12 protein-coding genes are annotated in these 15,307 nt (G+C 70.6%); 2 read left to right on the forward strand and 10 right to left on the reverse strand.

All coding sequences use genetic code 11. The features are described 5' to 3' along the window. The first annotated feature begins 111 nt into the window (after positions 1-111). Positions 112-849 carry a nucleotidyltransferase domain-containing protein gene (locus OG709_RS06790; RefSeq protein ID WP_329165252.1) on the forward strand — a complete coding sequence of 246 codons (738 nt, stop codon included), beginning with the start codon at positions 112-114 and terminating at the stop codon, positions 847-849. 27 nt (positions 850-876) lie between these two features. On the opposite strand, the gene OG709_RS06795 is transcribed toward OG709_RS06790, so the two are convergent. From OG709_RS06795 to OG709_RS06840, 10 genes are all read right to left on the reverse strand, one after another. Beyond that, complete coding sequence (locus OG709_RS06795) at positions 877-1,902, reverse strand: ADP-ribosylglycohydrolase family protein (protein WP_250303170.1); 1,026 nt, start codon at positions 1,900-1,902, stop codon at positions 877-879. Between the two features lie 223 nt (positions 1,903-2,125). Further along, positions 2,126-3,319 (reverse strand): pseudouridine synthase, encoded by a 1,194-nt coding sequence (locus tag OG709_RS06800; protein WP_329165253.1) that lies wholly within the window; start codon positions 3,317-3,319, stop codon positions 2,126-2,128. Further along, positions 3,319-3,894, reverse strand: coding sequence for an SMC-Scp complex subunit ScpB (gene scpB, locus OG709_RS06805; protein WP_250303625.1), 576 nt, complete (start codon positions 3,892-3,894; stop codon positions 3,319-3,321). The genes OG709_RS06800 and scpB overlap by 1 nt, the downstream gene beginning before the upstream one ends. 32 nt (positions 3,895-3,926) lie before the next feature. Next, on the reverse strand, positions 3,927-5,078 hold the full coding sequence (locus OG709_RS06810; protein ID WP_329165255.1) for a segregation and condensation protein A: 1,152 nt from the start codon (positions 5,076-5,078) through the stop codon (positions 3,927-3,929). Positions 5,079-5,132: 54 nt separating this feature from the next. Further along, the gene (locus OG709_RS06815; RefSeq protein WP_250303624.1) at positions 5,133-5,678 is read right to left on the reverse strand and encodes a hypothetical protein; all 546 of its coding nucleotides are present in this window, start codon (positions 5,676-5,678) and stop codon (positions 5,133-5,135) included. Beyond that, positions 5,675-6,802, reverse strand: a complete 1,128-nt coding sequence (locus tag OG709_RS06820; protein WP_250303167.1) for a ParA family protein — start codon at positions 6,800-6,802, stop codon at positions 5,675-5,677. The genes OG709_RS06815 and OG709_RS06820 overlap by 4 nt, the downstream gene beginning before the upstream one ends. 370 nt (positions 6,803-7,172) lie before the next feature. Continuing rightward, positions 7,173-8,288 (reverse strand): alanine dehydrogenase, encoded by a 1,116-nt coding sequence (gene ald, locus OG709_RS06825; protein ID WP_250303623.1) that lies wholly within the window; start codon positions 8,286-8,288, stop codon positions 7,173-7,175. 145 nt (positions 8,289-8,433) lie between these two features. Further along, positions 8,434-10,470: a tetratricopeptide repeat protein gene (locus OG709_RS06830; RefSeq protein WP_374211323.1), complete on the reverse strand. Its 2,037-nt coding sequence runs from the start codon at positions 10,468-10,470 to the stop codon at positions 8,434-8,436. A gap of 166 nt (positions 10,471-10,636) precedes the next feature. Continuing rightward, entirely contained in the window at positions 10,637-11,266 is a 630-nt protein-coding gene (locus OG709_RS06835; protein WP_250303166.1) for an NUDIX domain-containing protein, read from the reverse strand. A gap of 89 nt (positions 11,267-11,355) precedes the next feature. After that, positions 11,356-13,014 (reverse strand): CTP synthase, encoded by a 1,659-nt coding sequence (locus tag OG709_RS06840; protein WP_250303621.1) that lies wholly within the window; start codon positions 13,012-13,014, stop codon positions 11,356-11,358. A gap of 459 nt (positions 13,015-13,473) precedes the next feature. On the opposite strand from OG709_RS06840, the gene OG709_RS06845 reads away from it, so the two are divergent. After that, the gene (locus OG709_RS06845) at positions 13,474-15,276 is read left to right on the forward strand and encodes a glycoside hydrolase family 15 protein (protein WP_250303620.1); all 1,803 of its coding nucleotides are present in this window, start codon (positions 13,474-13,476) and stop codon (positions 15,274-15,276) included. Positions 15,277-15,307: the final 31 nt, after the last annotated feature.

Genomic DNA, 15,307 nt, shown 5'->3' on the forward strand with positions numbered 1-15,307 from the left:
TCAGAGTAGTCAGCCGTACCGGACCCGGCTTCCGCGCCCGTCCACCGAGACGCGGGACGCCCGGCCGAAAAGATCCTGGGCGGCCGGGTCGTCCGGCGTACTCTCTCGCGCATGCAGCTGACCCCCGAGGCGCTGGTGCGCGACCACACCGTCTACGCCTGTGTGATGGGCTCGCGCGCCTTCGGTCTGGCCACCGACGCCAGCGATACGGACCGCCGCGGTGTCTTCCTCGCGCCGACCCCGCTGTTCTGGGGCTTCGACAAGCCTCCGACGCATGTGGACGGTCCCGCGGACGAACAGTTCTCCTGGGAACTGGAGCGCTTCTGCGAGCTGGCCCTGCGCGCCGACCCCAATGCCCTGGAGTGTCTGCACTCCCCGCTCGTGGAGCAGGCCGACGCCACGGGCCGCGAACTGCTGGCGCTGCGCGGTGCGTTCCTCTCCCGCGACGCCCACACCACCTTCACCCGGTACGCGCTGGGACAGCGTAAGAAACTGGACGCCGATGTACGGCAGCACGGCGCCCCGCGCGGCAAGCACGCCATGCACCTGCTCCGCCTCATGGTGTCCTGCCGTGATCTGCTGCGCACCGGCGAGCTGGTGATCGACGTGGGTGACGCGCGGGAGCCGCTGCTCGCGGTGAAGCGGGGCGAGGTGGCGTGGCCGGAGATCGAGCGGCGCATGACCCGGCTCGCCGCCGAGTGCGACGAGGCCGCCGCGCACACCCCGCTGCCGCCGGAACCGGACCGGGCGCGGATCGAGGACTTCCTGTTCCGGGCCCGCCGGCGGTCAGCGCTCCGGCCGGGTCCGTACGACGGCCTCGCGGGTACGGGGCGTACCGGTCCCGCCTGACGGGGCCCGCCGCCACCGCGCCTCTGTTCAGGCGTCCCAGAGCGCGCCCAGCGCCAGCAGCTCGCTCCGGTACTCGATCCGCTCCGCCCATTCCGCGGGCCACGCGTCCGGACCCAGGTGGGCTCCGGCGAAGGCTCCCGCCAGACAGGCGATCGAGTCCGAGTCGCCCGCGGTGCAGGCGGCCCGCCGCAGTGCGAGGACCGGCTCGTCGGGGAAGAGCAGGAAGCAGAGCAGCCCGGTGGCGAGGGCTTCCTCCGCGATCCAGCCCTCGCCCGTGGCCAGGCAGGGGTCCGTCTCCGGTGAGGGCGTCCTGAGGGCGTCGACGAGCCGGTCGAGGGCGGCCAGGCAGTCGTCCCAGCCGCGCGCCATGAAGCGTTCGGGGGTCGCGTCCACAGTGGCGTACGTCCACAGGTCACCGAGCCACTGCTCGTGGTAGCGGGTGCGGTTCTCGATGGCGTACGAACGCAGCTGCCCCACCAGGCCCGTCGGCTCGGCGCCCCGGGCCAGCAGGAACACGGCACGCGCCGTCAGATCGCTCGCGGCCAGCGCCGTCGGGTGGCCGTGGGTGAGCGCGGACTGCAACTGGGCGGCGCCCGCGCGCTCTTCCGCGCTCAGCCCGGGTACGAGGCCGATCGGCGCGACCCGCATGTTGGCCCCGCATCCCTTGGAGCCGATCCGGCTCGCCTGCTGCCAGGGCAGGTCGCTGTCCAGCAACTCGCAGGCCGTCAGGCACGTGTTGCCGGGTGCCCGGTTGTTCTCCGGCGAGTGGTACCAGGCCACGAACTCCTCGCGTACCGGCGGAGCCATCCGCGCCGCGGTCAGCGGCCCACCGTCCATCGCCTTCCGCAGCCCGCGCCCGAGCGCGAGCGTCATCTGGGTGTCGTCGGTGACGAACGCGGGCCGGGGCAGCTCCATCTCGCGCCACGGCCCGCACTTGGCGAGGATCGCGGGTACGTCGTTGAACTCGGTCGGGAAGCCGAGCGCGTCCCCGAGCGCGAGACCTGTCAGGGAGCCGGTCGCGGCCCGTTCGGTAGCAGTGCTCGTACGGCTCATGTCGGACCGTCCTTCCGGACGCGGCAGCAGTGGGTGGCGGCGGGTGCGGAGCGGTGGCAGGCGTACGGACCCATGCCCGCACCTCCGGACCGGCCTCCCTTAATCGTCACTCTGACTATAAAGGGGGAAGGTGCGGCACGACAAGCAAGAACCCGGCCCCCGCAAGAGCGGGGACCGGGTTCTCCGTTGCCGGATACGACTACGGCAGCAGTGCCTGACGGGCCTAGAGGCCGACTTCCTTCATCAGCATGCCGACCTCCGTGTTGGTGAGGCGGCGCAGCCAGCCGGACTTCTGGTCGCCCAGCGGGATCGGACCGAAGCTGACCCGTACGAGCTTCTCGACCGGGAACCCGGCCTCGGCCAGCATGCGGCGGACGATGTGCTTGCGGCCCTCGTGGAGGGTCACCTCGACCAGGTAGTTCTTGCCGGTGTTCTCGACGACCCGGAAGTGGTCGGCGCGTGCGTACCCGTCCTCCAGCTCGATGCCGTCCTTGAGGCGCTTGCCGAGGTCGCGCGGCAGGGGGCCCTGGATCGCGGCGAGGTAGGTCTTCTTGACGCCGTACCGGGGGTGGGTCAGCCGGTGGGCCAGCTCGCCGTGGTTGGTGAGCAGGATGATGCCCTCGGTCTCCGTGTCGAGACGGCCCACGTGGAACAGCCGCGTCTCGCGGTTGTTCACGTAGTCACCCAGGTTCTGGCGGCCGTCCGGGTCCTCCATCGAGGAGACGACACCGGCCGGCTTGTTCAGCGCGAAGAAGAGGTACGACTGGGTGGCGACCGTCAGGCCGTCCACCTTGATCTCGTCCTTCGGCAGGACCCGCCGGCCCTGCTCCATCACGATCTCGCCGTTGATCTCGACCCTGGCCTGGTCGATCAGCTCCTCGCAGGCACGCCGCGAGCCCATTCCGGCCCTGGCCAGTACCTTCTGCAGGCGCTCGCCCTCCTCCTCGGCGCCGGGGAAGGTCTTGGGGGTCTTCACCTGCGGCTTGTTGTGCCGTTCCCGGTTGCGCTCCTCGATCTTGGCGTCGAGCTCACGCGGACGGGAGGGCTCGCGCTGGCCGTGCGGGCCGCGGCGCGGGGCCGCCCCGCTCGTCGGGCTCTTCTTCGGTCCGCCCTTGGCACCACCGCGCGCGGCGGCCCCCCGGCTGCCGGACGTCTTGCCACCGGCCGCGGACGGACCGCGACCGCCGCCGCCGCCGCCGGCCCGGCCGCCGCCACCGCTGGGCCTGCGGCCCTGCTCGTCGGAGGAACTCGTGCCGACGTCGTAACGGCGCTCCTCGGGACGGGGCCGGCGCGGACGCTCCTCCTGCTTGTCGCCGCGCGCTCCGCCGGCACCCCCGGCCTTCGGACGGGGCGGCTTTCCGCCCGCACCCCGGTTGTCCCGGTTGCCGCTTCCGCTGTTCCTGCCGTTGCTTCGCATCAAAGTTCCGTCTTGTCGTCTGCGTCGGTGTCCGGACCGTACGGTGCATCCGGATCGAACGACGGCACACCTTCTTGTGTCTCGGCCTCGATCGCATCCGCCTCCGGAAGGAAGGGCGCGAGCTCCGGGAGCTCGTCCAGGCCTCGCAGGCCCATCCGCTCCAGAAAGTAGTTCGTCGTCCTGTACAGGATCGCACCTGTTTCGGGTTCCGCGCCCGCCTCCTCCACCAGACCGCGCTGGAGGAGGGTCCGCATGACCCCGTCACAGTTCACTCCGCGGACCGCGGAGACCCGTGAACGGCTCACCGGCTGCCGGTAGGCGACCACCGCGAGCGTCTCCAGGGCGGCCTGGGTGAGCCGGGCCTGCTGCCCGTCCAGAACGAAGCTCTCGACTGCTTCGGCGTACTCGGGCCGGGTGTAGAACCGCCAGCCGCCCGCGACCAGCCGCAGGTCGAACCCCCGCCCCTGGACCGTGTACTCGTCGGACAGTTCCCGCAGCGCGTCGGCGATCTCACGCCGGGGCCGGTCGAGCACCTTGGCCAGGTGTTCCTCGGTGGCCGGTTCGTCGACGACCATCAGGACCGCTTCGAGCGCGGGCTTGAGATCACTCACGCCTTCTCCTCGGCAACTTGCTCGGACGGGTCGGACTGGTCGAACTCGTCGGTGACCACGGGCTCCGCGCCGTCAGCGCCGGTCCAGCGCACCAGCAGCTCGCCGAGTGCCTCCTCCTGGTCCAGCGCGACCGCCTTCTCGCGGTAGAGCTCCAGCAGGGCGAGGAAGCGGGCCACCACGGTGAGGGTGTCCGCCGCGTCCTCGGTGAGCGTGCGGAAACTCACGTCTCCGCCGGCCCGCAGCCGGGCGATCACGATCTCCGCCTGCTCCTGCACGGAGACCAGCGGCGCGTGGATGTGGTCCACGTAGATCTGTGGTGCGGCCCGCGGCTGCATCGCCTTCGCCGCGAGCCGGGCGAACCCCTCGGCACCGATGCTGATGACGACCTCGGGCAGCAGTTCGGCATGGTGCGGTTCCAGGCCCACGGTCCGCGGATACCGTCTGCCCTCCGCTTCCAGCCGCTCACTGAAGATGTCCGCGATCTGCTTGTACGCGCGGTACTGGAGCAGCCGCGCGAAGAGCAGGTCGCGCGCCTCCAGCAGCGCCAGGTCGGCCTCGTCCTCGATCTCGGCCGCGGGCAGCAGCCGCGCCGCCTTGAGGTCGAGCAGAGTGGCGGCGACCACCAGGAACTCCGTGGTCTGGTCCAGGTCCCATGCGGCGCCCATGGCCCGGATGTGTGCCATGAACTCGTCGGTGACCTTGGACAGGGCGATCTCGGTGACGTCCAGCTTGTGCTTGGAGATCAGCTGGAGCAGCAGGTCGAAGGGCCCCTCGAAATTCGCCAGCCGGACCCGGAACCGGCCGTCGTCGGGCTCGGCGGGGCCCTCCGGGGCGGGGGCGGGCACAGGCTCGTGCGAGGCAGGTTCGGGCGGAGCCGGTTCGGGCGGAACGGGCGGAGCCGGTTCGGGCGGAGCCGGTTCGGGCGGAGCCGGTTCGGGCGGAGCCGGTTCGGGCGGAGCCGGTTCGGGCGGAGCCGGTTCGGGCGGAGCCGGGGCCGGTTCCGTGGTTCGGGGCGGTTCGATCGCGCTGCCGTGAGGTGGCGACGCGGGCCGTGTCTCCGGCTCGGGCGCCCCCGCACTCCCGGCCCCGGTACCCGGCCCGCGGCCCAGGACGCGGCGGCGCGGCTGGGCGGAGTCGTCGGTGGGCATCGCGGTCCAGGGTACGGAAGTGCGGGCGCGGGAAGGCTACCGGCGCGCAGCGGCTCAGCGTCCGCGCAGCCGCCGTACGAGAATGCTCGCGTCGCCGCGGGACTCCAGGTCCGCGAGCACGACGGCGACCGCCTCCCGGACGATGCGCCCGCGGTCCACGGCGAGGCCGTGTTCCCCGCGCAGCACCAGCCGTGCGTGTTCGAGATCCATCAGTTCCTCGGCCGAGACGTAGACCGTGATCTTCTCGTCGTGCCGCTCCCGCCCGGTGGGGCGCCGGTTGGCTCCCCTGCCGCCGCCCCGGCGGCGCTGCTGGGCCGCCGGCGCGACGGGCGCGCTCATCGGGCGCACCTCCTGCGGTCTGCGGCTGGTCGCCGCCTCCGCTTCGGCCGTACGGCTGCGGGGCTCCGCCGGTTCCGCCACGGCGGTGGCGTGCTCCGCCGCCGCGGGCTCGGTCCGTTCTGCGGCGGAAGCGGCTGAATCGCTCTCGCCCGCCGGACCCGGCACCCGGGGCTCGCCGTTGACCGGCCGCCGGGGGGACGACGACTGAAGCGCCATCCCTCCGGTCGTACGGAACAGTTCGTCGGCCCCCGGCAGACTCACTCGGCGTGACACCGGGCGAGCACCTCCCTGGCGAGCTGACGGTAAGCGGCGGCGCCGACCGAGTTGGAGGCGTACGTCGTGATGGGCTCACCGGCGACCGTGGTCTCCGGGAAGCGCACCGTCCGTCCGATCACTGTGTGGTACACGTGGTTGTCGAAGGCTTCGACGACGCGCGCGAGCACCTCACGGCTGTGCACCGTTCGGGAGTCGTACATCGTGGCGAGGATCCCGTCGAGTTCCAGCTCCGGGTTGAGCCGTTCCTGGACCTTCTCGATGGTCTCGGTCAGCAGCGCGACGCCACGCAGCGCGAAGAACTCGCACTCCAGCGGCACGATCACCTTGTGAGCGGCCGTCAGCGCGTTCACGGTCAGCAGACCGAGTGACGGCTGGCAGTCGATCACGATGTAGTCGTAGTCCTGCATCAGCGGCTTGAGCGCCCGCTGGAGCGTGGACTCACGGGCCACCTCGCTGACGAGCTGCACCTCGGCGGCCGACAGGTCGATGTTGCTCGGCAGCAGGTCCATGTTGGGCACTGCGGTCTTGAGCAGGACCTCGTCCGCCGCCATGCCCCGCTCCATGAGCAGGTTGTAGACGGTGAGGTCGAGCTCCATCGGGTTCACGCCGAGACCGACGGACAGCGCGCCCTGCGGGTCGAAGTCGACCAGCAGCACCCTTCGTCCGTACTCGGCGAGAGCGGCGCCCAGATTGATGGTCGACGTGGTCTTGCCCACGCCGCCCTTCTGGTTGCACATCGCGATGATCTTGGCGGGACCGTGGTCGGTCAGCGGTCCCGGGATCGGGAAGTACGGCAGCGGCCGTCCGGTCGGGCCGATCCGCTCGCGGCGCTGGCGGGCAGCGTCGGGGGCGAGCGTGGCCGCGTACTCCGGGTCGGGCTCGTACTCGGCGTCGGGGTCGTAGAAGTGACCCTCGGGTACCTCGTTGTAGACGGCGAGATGGGTGGTCGTATCGCCACTCCGGTCGCCGGCCCTGGCGTTCACGTGTTGGCCGTCCATACTCTGGTGGGCTGTCGTCATGTGCTGGTGGGTCTGGTGGCTCGCGAAGGCGCGGACAGCGACGGAGCCGACAGCCTCGCGCCCCGCTGGGCCATGGCCCCGAACAGGCATTCCTGGCTGACCACCCCCGGGAGTAAATGTCGACTCATTCACAAGTCGTCTTACCTCCTTGGACGTGACCAGGAAACTTTATCGATAGGTCAGCGTGGCACCATGCCGACGGTTGGCGACTCTATGGCGTGTCACCGCTCCGCAGCAACACAATCCGCCGGACCCGGCCCGATGTGTCGGCAACCCAACACCCCGATGTCAAGGGCGCACAGGGATCACTCGGGAAGTTTCGAGGGTGTACGAAACGGCTAAAGGGTTACGTTCAAGGCTAGTTGAACGAGGCACACAAAGGGGGCGGACGCACGTCCGGCCGGACCTTCGCGGGCAAGGTCCGGCCGGTTGCGTGAGATTGACGACGCGTGTTGACGCGTCAGCCGAGCAGCGTGCTCAGTTCGGTGTGCGGAAGGCCGAGCGCCTCGGCCACCGAGGCGTAAACGACCTGCCCGTCATGCGTGTTGAGCCCCAGCGCGAGCGCGGAGTCCCGGCGCAGCGCGTCGGCCCAGCCACGGTTCGCCAGCTCCACGATGTACGGCAGCGTGGCGTTGGTCAGGGCATAAGTCGACGTACGCGGCACTGCACCCGGCATATTCGCCACACAGTAGAACACCGAATCGTGGACCTGGAAGGTCGGGTCGGCGTGCGTGGTCGGATGCGAGTCCTCGAAGCAGCCACCCTGATCAATCGCAATGTCGACAAGTACACTTCCGGGCTTCATCTTGGCGACGAGCTCGTTCGTGACGAGCTTCGGAGCCTTGGCGCCGGGGATCAGGACCGCGCCGATGACGAGGTCCGCCGCGACGACCGCCTTCTCCAGCTCGAAGGCGTTGGAGACGATCGTCTGCACCTTGGTGCCGAAGATCTTGTCCGCCTCGCGGAGCTTGTTGATGTCCTTGTCGAGCAGCGTGACGTGGAAGCCCATGCCGATGGCGATCTGCGTGGCGTTCCAGCCGGAGACGCCGCCGCCGATGACGACCGCCTCGCCCGCAGCCGTACCGGGAACACCGCCGGGCAGCACACCGCGACCGCCCGCCGAACGCATCAGGTGGTAGGCGCCGACCTGCGGGGCGAGCCGGCCCGCGACCTCGGACATCGGGGCCAGCAGCGGCAGCTGACGGCCGGCGGTCTCGACCGTCTCGTACGCGATCGCCGTGGTGCCCGACTCCAGCAGGGCGTCCGTGCACTCACGGGAGGCGGCGAGGTGCAGGTACGTGAAGAGCGTCTGGTCCTTGCGGAGGCGGTGGTACTCCTCGGCGATCGGCTCCTTGACCTTCAGCAGCAGATCAGCGGTGGCCCAGACCTCGTCGGCGGTGGGGAGGATCTGCGCCCCGGCCGCCACGTACTCCTCGTCCGTGATGGCCGAGCCGACTCCGGCGCTCTCCTCGATGACCACCTGATGACCGTGCCGCACCAACTCGTGCACACCGGCGGGGGTGATGGCCACCCGGAACTCGTTGTTCTTGACCTCGCGGGGGATGCCGACCTTCACGTCGATCACGGTCCTTGAATCAGGGGGGATATCTCTGGCGATGCCATACATATCCGGACATGCACAGCACAGCTGGAGGCACCACGGATACACGCGACGAAACCAGTTTAATGAAGGGCTTCTCCCTGTCTAGCCTTTCAAAGCATCAATCTTCCGCCGAGACACCACGGATTTCGTAGGCAGATCGCGAATCAGCCAACAATCTCTCAGCCGAACCCCGGTGCAGTCGGGCCGCCGCGGAGTCCCCGAGCCGCTCCAGGGTGTCGGCCAGCCGCAGGTGCAGTGCCGCCTGGAGCCGCTCGTCGCCGGCCCGCCGCGCCCACTCCACCGCCTCCGTGCAGGTACGGAGCGACTCCTCCGGCCGCCCCGCGTACTCCTGCACCCTGGCCACCTCGCTGAGCGCCCTGGCCTGGCCCGGCAGGTCACCGAGCCGCCGGTAGCCGGCCACCGCGGCCCGCCAGCTGCGCAGCGCTTCGCCGTAGCGCCCCGCGTAGGTGTGCACGGAGCCGAGCCGTCCGTACAGCCGGGACTCGTCCGCCAGTTCGCCCCGGGCCTGCCGCTGGGACAGCGCCCGCCCGTACCAGTCGCAGGCCCGCTGCCAGTCCCCCAGCTCCTGGTAGGCACCCCCGACGGATTCCGTCGCCCGCCCGGTCGCGTACGGGTCGTTCGCGGCACGTCCCGCGTCCAGTGCGGCCCGGTACCGGGTCAGCGCATCCCGGGTGCGGCCGGTCCGTGCGTCCAGATCGGCCAGGTTCAGCAGCGCCGCCGCCCGCTCCCGGTGCAGTCCCCGGCGCTCGGCGACACCGAGGACCAGCTGGTGGAGCCCGTACAGCTCGGGAGCGGCGGCCTCGGCGCCGCGGTGCGTGGAGAGCGCCCTGACGAGTGCGGCGACCAGTCGCCTGGCGAGGGTGTCGAGCTCGCCGTCCTCGACGGCCAGCCGGGCGGACGCCAGCAGCACGGGCTCCCGCAGCCGCAGCCACTCGGCGGCGGCCGGGGCGTTCGGGAACCGCAGGGTACGGGGCAGCCCGGCCAGCTTCCGGCGGGCCGCCGAGCCCTCCGGATCGGTGATCGCCCGGCACGACTGGAGCAGCCGTACGGTCCGCTCCAGCATCCGCGCGCGGGCCAGCTGCACCTCGGCGGCCCGGTCCTGGGACTCCATCAGGGCCCGCAGCAGCGGCGCCAGGCAGCCGGGCACCTCGAACAGCTCACCGCGTGTGCGCAGCAGCCCGAGCGCCACGAAGTCCTCCAGCGTGGACCGGGCCGCGGAGACGGAACAGCCGGCCAGCGCGGACGCGGTGTGCGCGTCGGCGAGACCGGCAGGCGCGAGGGCCAGCAGTCGCAGTATCCGGGCGGCAGGCTGCGGAAGCGTGCCGTAGACGAACCGGAAGGCACGGGCCAGCGGACGGACCGCCTCGGTCTCTTCCGCTTCGTCGGGCAGGTTCCGCAACTGCTGGGTGACGTCGGCGACCGACAGCATGGGCCTGGCGGCGAGCCAGCCGCCCAGCAGGACCAGTGCGGCCGGCTGCCCGCCGCACTCCTCGGCGAGCGTCTCGGCGGTCCGCGGGTCGACGGTGATCCGTACGGCGCCCGCGAAGCGGCCCAGCAGCTCGACGGCCGAACCGGTGTCCAGTCCGCCGAGGGTGCACGGCCGGACGTCGGGGATGCCGGTCAGCGGGCCGGTGGAAGTGGCCACGACCAGGCACTCGGAGATGTCCGGCAGCAGTGGATCGACCTGTTCGGCGTCGACCGCGTCGTCCAGGAACAGCAGCGTCCGGCGTCCGGCGAGTGCCTCGCGCACCAGCTCGGTGAGTTCGTCCTCCCCGGCGCCCGCGGGCGCCGGGACGCCGAGAGCGCCGAGCAGTTCGCGGGCGGTCCGCTCGACGGGGACGCGCCCGCCGCCGGGAGTCGTCAGCCGGGCACGCAGCACGCCGTCCGGGTAGTCGCCGGCGAGCTGTCCGACCAGTTCACCGGCGAGCGCGCTGCGCCCGGATCCGGGCCTTCCGGCGATCAGCAGTACCCGGGGGCGGGTCCCCTTGCGGCCGGCCATGGTGTCGAGTCCGGCCCGCCCGATGTCGGCGCGCAGGGACTTCAACTCCCGCTGCCTCCCGAAGAACTGACCGGCCGTCCGGGAGGCCTTCGCCACCGTGACCCGGTCGACCGAATCCACCGCCTGATCCGTCACGGGCCTCGCTCCGTCCGCCTGCGCACCAGCCCGCCGGGGGCCCGGACGGGACGGTGCCGAGCGTAGTTCACGTACCGAGACGAACCAGGTGGAGCGGGGCGGGCGCATCCCCTGATTGGATCAGCAGATCATCCGATTGACTGGATCCGGTCGGGTACGCGGCTCCCTACGCCTCGAAGGGGCGGGCGGGCCAGGGGGCGTCGGCCGGGCGGAGCGCGTCGAGGCCGCCCTCCTGCTGCAGCGCGGCGGTGAGGGCCAGCACGCCCACGACCAGGCAGGTGTTGTGCAGTTCACCGGCGAGTACACCCCGTACCAGCTCCGCGGGCGCCACCCGGGCGTGCTCCATGTCGGCCTCCTCCTCGGAGACCTCGTAGCGCTCGCCCTCGGCCTCGGAGACCTCCCGGGCGAGGAAGATCCGTACGGCCTCGTCGCAGCCGCCGGGCGTGGGGTAGACGTCCGTCAGCACCCGCCAGTCGTCGGCCTTGACGTGCGCCTCCTCGTAGAGCTCGCGCTGCGCCGCGTGCAGCGGGTTCTCGCCGGGGATGTCGAGCAGACCGGCCGGGATCTCCCAGAGCTTCTGGCGTACCGGGTGCCGGTACTGCCGCAGCACGATCACCCGGCCCTCACCGTCCAGCGCGAGCACCGCCACCGATCCGGGGTGGACCTGGTAGTCACGGTGCACGACCGTGCCGTCCGGCATCACCACGTCGTCGGTGCGGACGCTGGTCTTGTTGCCGGTGAAGGGGGTCGTGGTCGCGGTGACCTGCCACTCTTCGGCGGTGTCCTGGATGGCCATGGAAGCGTCCTCTCGAAAAGACAGAAACCGGGGCAAGCGCCTCATGCGGCCCCTGCCCCGGTCAACCGTATCGCCCCGGCTCCTGCGGACTACTTGCCCGTCTTGCGCTCCACGGCCGCCTTCACCAGGCCGGCGAAGAGCGGGTGCGGCCGGGTGGGCCGGGAGCGCAGCTCCGGGTGGGCCTGGGTGGCGACGAGGTAGGGGTGCACCTCACGCGGGTACTCGACGTACTCGACGAGCTTGTTGTCGGGGGACGTCCCGGAGAAGACCAGTCCGGCCTTCTGCTCCAGCTCCGCGCGGTAGGCGTTGTTGACCTCGTAGCGGTGGCGGTGGCGCTCCTCGATGTACGGCTGGTCCGCGTAGGCCTCACGGACGACCGAGCCCTCGGCGAGCTTCGCCGGGTAGAGGCCGAGCCGCATGGTGCCGCCCAGGTCGCCCGCCCCCTCGACGTACGCCAGCTGCTCCTCCATCGTGGAGATCACCGGGTGGGCGGTGGTCGCGTCGAACTCGGTGGAGTTGGCGTCGACGATGCCCGCGACGTTCCGGGCGGCCTCGATGACGATGCACTGGAGCCCCAGGCAGAGACCGAGCAGCGGGATCCGGTTCTCACGGGCGTACTGGATCGCGCCGACCTTGCCGTTCACGCCGCGCTCGCCGAAGCCGCCGGGGATGCAGATGGCATCGACGTCGCCGAGCTGCTTCTTGGCCGCGGCCTGGGTCCTGCAGTCGTCGGACGTGACCCACTTGACCTTGACGCGGGCCTTGTTGGCGAAGCCGCCGGCGCGAATGGCCTCGGTGACCGAGAGGTAGGCGTCGGGCAGGTCGATGTACTTGCCGACCAGGGCGACGGTGACCTCGTGGTCGGGGTTGTGGACCCGGTCCAGCAGGTCGTCCCAGGTCGACCAGTCGACATCGCGGAACGGCAGGTCCAGCTTGCGGACGACGTAGGCGTCGAGGCCCTCGGTGTGCAGGACCTTGGGGATGTCGTAGATCGACTTGGCGTCGACACAGGCCACCACGGCGTCCTCGTCGACATCGCACATCAGCGAGATCTTGCGCTTGATGGCGGTCGGTACGTCGCGGTCCGCGCGCAGCACGATGGCGTCCGGCTGGATGCCGATGTTGCGCAGGGCGGCGACGGAGTGCTGGGTGGGCTTGGTCTTGAGCTCGCCGGAGGGGCCGATGTAGGGCAGCAGCGAGATGTGCACGACGAAGACGTTGTCCCGGCCGACCTCGTGGCGGACCTGGCGGACGGTCTCCAGGAACGGCAGCGACTCGATGTCGCCGACCGTGCCGCCGACCTCAGTGATGACGACGTCGACGTCGTCGGTGGCCATCCGGCGGATGCGGTGCTTGATCTCGTTGGTGATGTGCGGGATGACCTGCACGGTGTCACCGAGGTACTCGCCGCGCCGCTCCTTGGCGATGACCGTGGAGTAGACCTGGCCGGTGGTGACGTTGGCCGAACCGTCGAGGTCCACGTCGAGGAAGCGCTCGTAGTGGCCGATGTCCAGGTCGGTCTCGGCGCCGTCGTTGGTGACGAACACCTCACCGTGCTGGAACGGGTTCATCGTCCCGGGGTCGACGTTCAGGTACGGGTCGAGCTTCTGCATCGTGACCCGCAGGCCGCGGGCCTTGAGGAGCGCACCGAGGCTGGAAGCCGTCAGACCCTTACCGAGGGAAGAGGCGACACCCCCGGTGACGAAGATGTGCTTGGTCGTCGCGGATGTCGAGTTGCGGGCCTGCATGGCCAAGAGGGGGCTCCCGTGGTCGCGATCTGGAATGCGTACCGGCACGAGGCCCCGGAGATTTCCGGGGGTGCCGTCGCTGCGGGTTCGGGGGCGCAGTGACCACCGGTCCACGGGCTACCAGGGTATCAGCGCCAGCGGGAGGGTGCTTCCGGCCACGCACAGCAGCGTCTCCACCACGTACAGCGCACCTTCACCGTGGGGTCACATTTCACTCACCCAACGCTCACTCGTTCGGCTCAGCCAGGTTGCCGGGCACGTCATGCGGATCACCGACGTGCGTCGTATCCTGCTCGGACACTCGCTGCCGAGACGGCCGGAACGGCACCACCCCCGCCCGTTCTCCGGCACAAGCGCTCGTCAGCGCTTGTCAGCGCTCGCAGGCGCTTGTCCAAAGAGCCCTTGACTGCAACACAGGCGCCCCGAGGGGCGATGTGGCCGTTCGACTGGAGATTGCACGTGGCCGGGCGCATCGAGGATTACGCACTCATCGGAGACATGCAGACCGCCGCCCTGGTCTGCCGGGACGGTACAGCCGACTGGCTGTGCCTTCCCCGCTTCGACTCGCACGCCGTCTTTGCCGGACTGCTGGGAACCGAGGAGAACGGTTTCTGGCGACTGGGACCCGCACATGCCCCTTCGGCATGCCCGCCGGTCGCCGACCGGCGCCGCTACCGCGGGGATTCACTGATCCTCGAATCGGAGTGGGACACACCACGCGGCACGGTCCGTGTGACGGATTTCATGCCACCGCGTGACGGCGCACCCCAGCTGATCCGCATCGTGGAGGGGGTCACCGGGCGCGTCCCGATGCGCTCCGCGCTCCGGATGCGGTTCAGCTACGGACGGGTGACGCCCTGGGTCCACAAGGTGGACGGGCGTACGGTCGCGGTCGCCGGACCCGATTCGGTCTGGCTGGACACCACCGCCGAGACCTTCGGCGAGGACCTCACGACGTACTCCGACTTCACCGTGGGACCCGGCGACCGGATCGCCTTCACCATCAGCTGGGAGCCCTCGCACAAGGCCCCGCCCGCGCTTCCCGAGCCGGAGAACTCGCTGGTGGCGACGGAGGACTTCTGGCGCGAATGGGTCGATCAGTGCACCTATCACGGCCCTTACCGTGAAGCGGTGGTCCGCTCGCTGATCACGCTCAAGGCCCTCACCTACGCGCCCACCGGCGGCATCGTCGCCGCGCCGACCACCTCGCTCCCCGAGGACATCGGCGGGTCCAGGAACTGGGACTACCGCTACACCTGGCTGCGTGACGCCGCGATCACCCTGTCGTCGCTGCTGCGCACCGGCTACCGCGAGGAAGCCCGCGCCTGGCGTGAATGGCTGCTGCGCGCGGTCGCCGGTGACCCGGAGAACCTGCAGATCATGTACGGGATCGCCGGTGAGCGTGAGCTGGGCGAGGCCGAACTCGACTGGCTGCCCGGGTACGAGAACTCGGGCCCGGTCCGGGTGGGCAACGGCGCGGCCGGTCAGCTCCAGCTGGACGTGTACGGCGAAGTGACCGAGGCCCTGCACCTCGCGCACATGACGGGCCTGGCCCGCAGCGACTACGCCTCGCTGCTCCAGATCAAGCTGATCCAGTACCTGGAGGACCACTGGGACCAGCCGGACGAGGGCATCTGGGAGGTGCGCGGCCCCCGCCGCCACTTCGTGCACTCCAAGGTGATGGCCTGGGTCGCCGTCGACCGCACCATCAAGCTGATCGAGTCCGGCGACGTCGACGGCCCGGTCGAGCGCTGGCGCGAGCTGCGCGACGACATCCACCGTGATGTCTGCGAGAAGGGCTACGACAAGGAGCGCAACACCTTCACCCAGTCCTACGGGTCGAAGGAGCTGGACGCCTCCCTGCTGCTCATCCCGCAGATGGGCTTCCTGCCACCGGACGACAAGCGGGTCATCGGCACCGTCGAGGCCATCCAGCGCGAGCTGTCCACGCCTGACGGGTTCGTCCTGCGCTATCCGACGGCCGGCGGCTCGGCGGGCGTCGACGGGCTGGAAGGGGACGAGGGCGCCTTCCTCGCCTGTTCCTTCTGGCTCGCGGACGACCTGGCGATGATCGGCCGGGTCGACGAGGCCCGGCAGCTCTTCGACAAGTTGCTGGGTCTCCGGAACGACCTGGGGCTGCTCGCCGAGGAGTGGGACCCCAGGCTCCAGCGCCAGGTCGGGAACTTCCCCCAGGCGTTCAGCCACGTGCCGCTGATCGACACCGCGCTGCGGCTCACCGCTTCGGGTGCGTACGGGGGCTGACCTGCGGCCGGGCGGCTTCGGGTAGCGTCCG

Origin of the sequence: Streptomyces sp. NBC_01267 (assembly GCF_036241575.1) — a bacterium.
Lineage (GTDB): Bacteria > Actinomycetota > Actinomycetes > Streptomycetales > Streptomycetaceae > Streptomyces.

What these genes read in the sequence shown, in the direction of transcription:
- OG709_RS06790 (WP_329165252.1), top strand. Translation starts at nt 112, where the DNA reads ATGCAGCTGACCCCCGAGGCGCTGGTGCGCGACCACACCGTCTACGCC.
- OG709_RS06795 (WP_250303170.1), bottom strand. Translation starts at nt 1,902, where the DNA reads ATGAGCCGTACGAGCACTGCTACCGAACGGGCCGCGACCGGCTCCCTG.
- OG709_RS06800 (WP_329165253.1), bottom strand. Translation starts at nt 3,319, where the DNA reads ATGCGAAGCAACGGCAGGAACAGCGGAAGCGGCAACCGGGACAACCGG.
- scpB (WP_250303625.1), bottom strand. Translation starts at nt 3,894, where the DNA reads ATGGTCGTCGACGAACCGGCCACCGAGGAACACCTGGCCAAGGTGCTC.
- OG709_RS06810 (WP_329165255.1), bottom strand. Translation starts at nt 5,078, where the DNA reads ATGCCCACCGACGACTCCGCCCAGCCGCGCCGCCGCGTCCTGGGCCGC.
- OG709_RS06820 (WP_250303167.1), bottom strand. Translation starts at nt 6,802, where the DNA reads ATGCCTGTTCGGGGCCATGGCCCAGCGGGGCGCGAGGCTGTCGGCTCC.
- OG709_RS06835 (WP_250303166.1), bottom strand. Translation starts at nt 11,266, where the DNA reads ATGGCCATCCAGGACACCGCCGAAGAGTGGCAGGTCACCGCGACCACG.
- OG709_RS06840 (WP_250303621.1), bottom strand. Translation starts at nt 13,014, where the DNA reads ATGCAGGCCCGCAACTCGACATCCGCGACGACCAAGCACATCTTCGTC.